6 protein-coding genes are annotated in these 6,144 nt (G+C 69.3%); 5 read left to right on the top strand and 1 reads right to left on the bottom strand.

The features are described from left to right. From F3K02_RS14505 to F3K02_RS14485, 5 genes are all read left to right on the top strand, one after another. Positions 1-820: FAD-dependent oxidoreductase (locus tag F3K02_RS14505; protein ID WP_177136320.1), on the top strand; the 820-nt coding region annotated here is incomplete at its 5' end. 4 nt (positions 821-824) lie between these two features. Continuing rightward, positions 825-1,022 (top strand): sulfur carrier protein ThiS, encoded by a 198-nt coding sequence (thiS, locus tag F3K02_RS14500; protein ID WP_177136319.1) that lies wholly within the window; start codon positions 825-827, stop codon positions 1,020-1,022. Positions 1,023-1,027: 5 nt separating this feature from the next. After that, positions 1,028-1,831: a thiazole synthase gene (locus tag F3K02_RS14495; protein ID WP_425485600.1), complete on the top strand. Its 804-nt coding sequence runs from the start codon at positions 1,028-1,030 to the stop codon at positions 1,829-1,831. 1 nt (position 1,832) lies between these two features. Continuing rightward, on the top strand, positions 1,833-3,410 hold the full coding sequence (thiD, locus tag F3K02_RS14490) for a bifunctional hydroxymethylpyrimidine kinase/phosphomethylpyrimidine kinase (RefSeq protein WP_177136317.1): 1,578 nt from the start codon (positions 1,833-1,835) through the stop codon (positions 3,408-3,410). A 112-nt stretch (positions 3,411-3,522) separates the two neighbouring features. Continuing rightward, on the top strand, positions 3,523-4,605 hold the full coding sequence (locus tag F3K02_RS14485) for a TRAP transporter substrate-binding protein (RefSeq protein WP_177136316.1): 1,083 nt from the start codon (positions 3,523-3,525) through the stop codon (positions 4,603-4,605). 76 nt (positions 4,606-4,681) lie between these two features. Here the strand turns inward: F3K02_RS14485 and F3K02_RS14480 are convergent, their stop codons facing one another. After that, positions 4,682-6,028 carry a dicarboxylate/amino acid:cation symporter gene (locus F3K02_RS14480; RefSeq protein WP_177136315.1) on the bottom strand — a complete coding sequence of 449 codons (1,347 nt, stop codon included), beginning with the start codon at positions 6,026-6,028 and terminating at the stop codon, positions 4,682-4,684. Between the last annotated feature and the right edge of the window lie 116 nt (positions 6,029-6,144).

Here is a 6,144-nt window from a genome sequence, read left to right as displayed (position 1 = left end):
GCCCGCACCCCAGCCGCTGGACCGTGCGGCGCTGGCCGCGCTGGAGCCCGCGCTGGCGCCGGGTCTGCACGCCTGGCTGCTGCCCGGCGAGGCGCAGGTGATGTCGCGCGACATGCTCCACGCGCTGGCCGTGCAGGCGCCGAACGTGCACTGGTGCTGGGGTGAGCGCGTGGAACGGGTGGCGCCCGGCGTGCTGCAGGTGGCGGGCGAAGGGCCGGTGCGTTTCGACCTCGCCATCGACGTGCGCGGTGTGAACTCGAGGCCCGACTTGGCCGTGCGCGGCGTGCGGGGCGAAGTCATCTGGCTGCACGCCCCCGGCGTACAGCTGCAGCGCCCGGTGCGCCTGCTGCACCCGCGCCACCGGGTCTACATCGTGCCGCGCCCGGGCGACCTGTTCGTGGTGGGCGCGAGCGAGGTGGAGAGCGAAGACCGCTCGCCGGTGAGCCTGCGCAGCGCCGTGGAGCTGATGGCCGCGGCGCAGAGCGTGCTGCCCGAACTGGCCGAGGCGCGCATCGTGCACATGGAGGCCAACCTGCGCCCCGCCCTGCCCGACAACGAACCCCATACCCACACCGAGCCCGGCCTGCTGCGCATCAACGGCCTGTTCCGCCACGGCTGGCTGCTCGCGCCCGCGCTGGTGCAGGACGCGCTGACGAGACTGGGACACCCCCCTGCGCCGCTGCGCGGCTTCCCCCCTCCCGTTCCGGAGGGGGGACACAGCCTGTGGCCGGGCCAAGCCCGTTCCACGGCTGTCCTGGACGGCACCCTCGCGCCGGCTGCGCCCTCTGACGTTCCCCCTGCGCCGTGTGCGGTGCACTGACACCATGCTGCAATTCAACGACATCACTCTGCCCTGCCCCGAAGGCCTGACGCTGGCCGCGCTGCTGGAAGCACAAGAGGTGGACGCCAACCAGATCGCCACGGCGGTGAACGGCGAATTCATCCCGCGCACGCAACGCGAAGCCACCGTTTTGAAAACCGGCGACACCGTGTTGACCTTTCAAGCCATCGAGGGCGGATGAACACCATGAGCACACCGACAAACACCTGGGCGCCCTACGGCGTCGAACTCACCAGCCGCTTCCTGCTTGGCACGGCGGGCTACCCGTCACCGCAGGTGCTGGCCCACAGCATCGCCGCCAGCGGCACGCAGATCGTCACCGTGGGCCTCAAGCGCACGCTGGCCGCGGGTGGCGACAACGGCTTCGTGGAAATCATCCGCACGGCCATGCAGGAACACGACGCCCACCTGCTGCCCAACACCGCCGGCTGCCGCACCGCACGCGAAGCGATCACGCTGGCACACATGGCGCGCGAGCTCTACGGCACGCGCTGGATCAAGCTCGAGGTGGTGGGCGACGAACACACCCTGCAGCCCGACCCCTGGGGCACGGTGGAAGCCGCGACGCAGCTCACGCGCGACGGCTTCGCCGTGTTCCCTTACTGCACCGACGACCTTGTCACCTGCCAGCGCCTGCTGGACGCGGGCTGCGAGGTGCTGATGCCCTGGGGTGCGCCCATCGGCTCGGGTCAGGGGCTCATCAACCCGTTTGCGCTGCGCACCCTGCGCGCACGGCTGCCCGGCGTGCCGCTGATCGTGGACGCCGGCATCGGCGCGCCTTCACACGCCGCCGCCGCGATGGAACTGGGCTTCGACGCCGTGCTGCTGAACTCCGCCGTGGCCCAGGCCGTGGACCCGGTGCGCATGGCGCGCGGCTTCGGCCTGGCCATTCAAGCCGGTCGCGCGGCGTACGAGGCCGGCGTGATGGCGCCGCAGGACATGGCGGTGGCGAGCACGCCGGTCAGCGGACACCCCTTCTTGATTGACTGACATGACCCCTGTGATCTGGAGCATCGCCGGCACCGACAGCGGTGGCGGCGCGGGCCTGGCGGCCGACCAGCGTGCGGCCGATGCCTTCGGCGTGCACCTCTGCCCGGTGGTGGCAGCCGTCACCGCGCAGAGCACCGTGGCCGTGACGCAGGTGCAGGCCGTGGCGCCGGAGCTGCTGGAGGCGCAGCTGCAAGCCCTGGCCGCCGACCTGCCGCCGCGCGTGATCAAGACCGGCTTGCTCGGCAGCGCCGCCAACGCGCACGTGGTCGCTCGCTGGGTGGACCGCCTGCGCGAGCGCGGGCCGGTGCAGCTGGTGATCGACCCGGTGCTGCGCGCCAGCACCGGCGCGGCGTTCGCCAGCGATGAGCTGCTGCAGGTCTACCGCGAACAGCTGCTGCCACGCGCCAGCGTGATCACGCCCAACCAGCGCGAAGCCGCGGCCTTGCTCGGCGCCGACGCGGCGAACAACGTGCCCGGGCTCGCCGGGGCCCTGCAGCGGCTGGGCGCGCAGGCGGTGGTGGTGACGGGTGGTGACGCTGGCACACCGGCCCTCTCGCTCGACTGGCTGCACACCCCCCACGCGCGCGGCTGGCTCAGCCTGCCGCGCGTGGACAGCTCGGACAACCACGGCACCGGCTGCACCTTCGCCACCTCGCTGGCCGCCGCGCTGGCGCTGGGCTTCGTCGCGGCCGACGCCGCCGTGCTCGCCAAGATGGCCACCACGCACGCGTTGCGCCATGCGCGCGCCGTGGGCCAGGGGGCCGGGCCGGTGGTGGCGCGGCCCGGTTTCGGCAGCGATCCGACGCTGCTGCCCCGCCTGTCGCTGGACGAACAGCCGCCCACGGGTTGGCCGGAACGAGAGTCGGCCCGTACACCGGGCGTGTACGCCATCGTCGACAGCGCCGAGCGGGTGGCCGCGGTGCTGCGCGCCCACCCCACCGTGCCCACGATCCAGCTGCGCATGAAGCGGCCGCCCGGTCTGGACAACGCGGCCTGGTCCGAACGGCTGCAACGCGACATCGAACTCAGCCTGCGCGCCGCCGACGCGGCCGGCGCCACGCTGGTGGTCAACGACCACTGGCAACTCGCGCTGCGGGCCGGTGCGCAGGCGCTGCACCTGGGGCAGGAAGACCTGCTGGCGCTCACGCCCGGCGAGCGCGCTCAGTTGCAGGCCGCTCGCGACAGCGGCGTGCAGCTCGGTCTCAGTTCACACAGCCTGTGGGAACTGTGCCGCGCCGCCGCGCTGTTGCCCGACTGCATCGCCTGCGGCCCGGTGTGGCCCACCACCACCAAGGACATGCCCTGGCTGCCGCAGGGCCTGGACAACCTCGCCTGGTGGGCACACATGGCGCCCGCGCCGGTGGTGGGCATCGGCGGCATCCTCGAACCCGCGCAGCTGCAGGCGGTGGCCGCGGCCGGTGCGGCCGGGGGCTGCGTGGTGCGCGGGCTGGGCGACGAGCCCGCTCAAACCCTGCCGGCCTGGCTCAGCGCCTGGCAAGCGGGCCTGGCCCCGCCAGGCCGGACGGCGGTGCCGGCCCTGCCCCATCCCATGCTGCCAGCGGACGGCACCTCCCGGTAAATCCTAAGGGTTAACCCGAAGCTGGGGTATCGTTGAGGGGTTCGTCACCGCCGGGCGATCGGGGCGCCTGCCGCCACGAGGCACCGGCATTTTCTTCCTCAGGAGTACTTTCGTGGATCGTCGTTCCCTCATCAAGAACGCTGGCATCGCTGGCGTGTTGACCACTGGCATCGCGCCCGCCGTGCATGCCCAGGCCGCGGTGCGCTGGCGCATGGCGTCAAGCTTCCCCAAGTCGCTGCCCACCATCTTTGGTTCGGCCGAAAAGTTTTCGGAAACGGTCAAGGCCCTGTCGGGCGGCAAATTCGAGGTGTCCGTGCACGCCGCCGGTGACCTGATGCCGCCCTTCGGCGTGGTGGACGCGCTGCAGAACAGCACCGTGGAAATGGCACAGACCGCCTCCTACTACTTCACCGGCAAGGACTCGATCTTCGCCTTCGGCTGCGCCGTGCCCTTCGGCCTGACCGCGCGCCACATGGACGCCTGGATGGAACACGGCAACGGCCGCAAGTACATGGACGCGTTCTACGCCCAGTACAACATCACCTCCATGAGCGCGGGCAACACCGGCACCCAGATGGGCGGCTGGTACCGCAAGGAGATCAAGACCGTGGCCGACCTCAAAGGTCTGAAGATGCGTCTGGGTGGCGGGCTGTTCGGCGAGACCATGAACAAGCTGGGCGTGGTGGCGCAGAACATGCCGGCCGGCGAGGTCTACCAGGCGCTGGAAAAAGGCACGCTGGACGCGACCGAGTTCGTCGGCCCGTTCGACGACGAACGCCTGGGCTTCCACAAAGTGGCCAAGAACTACTACTACCCCGGCTGGTGGGAGGGCGGCGCCGAGCTGGAGTTCTTCATCAACAAGAAGGCCTTCGACGCGCTGTCGGCCGAGAACAAGGCCATCGTGCGCGCCGCCGGCGCCGTGGCCGCGCGCGACATGACGGCCAAGTACGACATGCAGAACCCGATGGCGCTGCGTCGCCTCGTGGCCAGCGGCACCAAGCTCAAGCCGTTCAGCAAGGAGCTCATGGACGCCGGCTTCAAGGCGGCCATGGAAGTGTTCGCCGAACACGAGGCCAAGTCGCCCGAGTTCAAGAAGATCCACCGCGACATGCGCGCTTTCCAGCGCGACCAGGTGTTGTGGAGCAAGTTCTCCGAATGGCGCTACGACGACTACATCGGCGCGGCCAAGATCTGACCGGCCGGCACCGCGTTCCCAAACAGAAAGGCGCCCCGCGGGGCGCCTTTTTGGTTTCCGCAAGCCCGCGGAGCGATCAGCTGCGCGCTTCGTTCAAGGCCATGTGGGTGACCTGCAGGTCCAGGATTTCTTCCGGTTCCTGCGCTTCCTGCGCGGTCGGGTGGTCCAGCCCCTGCTGCAGGCGCTGCATGTCGAGGTCACCGGTCCACTTGGCCACCACCAGCGTGGCCACGCCGTTGCCCACCAGGTTGGTCAGCGCGCGGGCTTCGCTCATGAAACGGTCGATGCCGAGGATCAGCGCCAGACCGGCCACCGGCACACCGCCCACGGCCGACAGCGTGGCGGCCAGCACGATGAAGCCGCTGCCCGTGATGCCGGCCGCACCCTTGGAGGTCAGCAGCAGCACGGCCAGCAGGGTCAGCTGCTGCACCAGCGTCATGGGCGTGTCTGTGGCCTGGGCGATGAACACCGCGGCCATGGTCAGGTAGATCGAGGTGCCGTCGAGGTTGAACGAATATCCCGTGGGGATCACCAGGCCGACCACCGACTTCTTGGCGCCCAGGTTTTCCATCTTCTCCATCATGCGCGGCAGCACCGATTCGCTCGACGACGTGCCCAGCACGATCAGCAGCTCTTCCTTGATGTAGCGGATGAACTTCACGATGCTGAAGCCGTGCAGGCGGCTGATGATCCCCAGCACCACGAACACGAACAGCAGGCAGGTCAGGTAGAAGGTGCCCATGAGCTTGCCGAGCGAGAACAGCGAGTCGATGCCGTACTTGCCGATGGTGAAGGCCATGGCGCCGAAGGCACCGATGGGGGCCACCTTCATGATGATGCCGACGATGTCAAACAGCACGTGCGAGCTCTTCTCGATGAAGTCGAACACCAGGGTGCCGCGGCCGCCGAACTTGTGCAGCGCGAAGCCGAACAGCACCGAGAACAGCAGCACCTGCAGGATGTCGCCCTTGGCGAAGGCGTCCACCACCGAACTGGGGATCACGCCCAGCAGGAAATCGACCGTGCCCTTCATCTTGCCGGGCTCGGTGTAGGCCGCGATGGCCTTGGTGTCGAGCGAAGCGGCGTCCACGTGCATGCCCGAGCCGGGCTGGATCAGGTTGACCACCAGCAGGCCGATGAGCAGCGCCACCGTGGACACGACCTCGAAGTACAGCAGGGCCAGGCCGCCGGTCTTGCCGACTTTCTTCATGTCTTCCATGCCGGCGATGCCCACCACCACGGTGCAAAAGATGATGGGCGCGATGATCATCTTGATCAGCTTGATGAAGGCGTCGCCCAGCGGCTTCATCTTGGCCCCGAGCTCGGGGTAGAAATGGCCCAGCAGCACGCCAACGGTGACGGCGAACAGGACCTGGACGTAGAGGGATTTGTAGAGCGGCTTGCGCGCGGTGCTCGGTGTCATGGGTTTGTCTCCAGGAGAGCTTGTCGGGGGTGCGGCACCGTGTGGCGGCGCCGGCCGGCATCCCGTGTTCGGGACAGGCGGACGATACGCACCACGGCGGGGCGCGCCAACTGTGG

Origin of the sequence: Hydrogenophaga aromaticivorans, assembly GCF_013387465.1 — a bacterium.
GTDB lineage: Bacteria > Pseudomonadota > Gammaproteobacteria > Burkholderiales > Burkholderiaceae_C > Hydrogenophaga > Hydrogenophaga aromaticivorans.
This window is presented reverse-complemented; position numbering and strand designations above follow the sequence as displayed.

What these genes read in the sequence shown, in the direction of transcription:
- F3K02_RS14480 (WP_177136315.1), bottom strand. Translation starts at nt 6,028, where the DNA reads ATGACACCGAGCACCGCGCGCAAGCCGCTCTACAAATCCCTCTACGTC.
- thiS (WP_177136319.1), top strand. Translation starts at nt 825, where the DNA reads ATGCTGCAATTCAACGACATCACTCTGCCCTGCCCCGAAGGCCTGACG.
- thiD (WP_177136317.1), top strand. Translation starts at nt 1,833, where the DNA reads ATGACCCCTGTGATCTGGAGCATCGCCGGCACCGACAGCGGTGGCGGC.
- F3K02_RS14495 (WP_425485600.1), top strand. Translation starts at nt 1,028, where the DNA reads ATGAGCACACCGACAAACACCTGGGCGCCCTACGGCGTCGAACTCACC.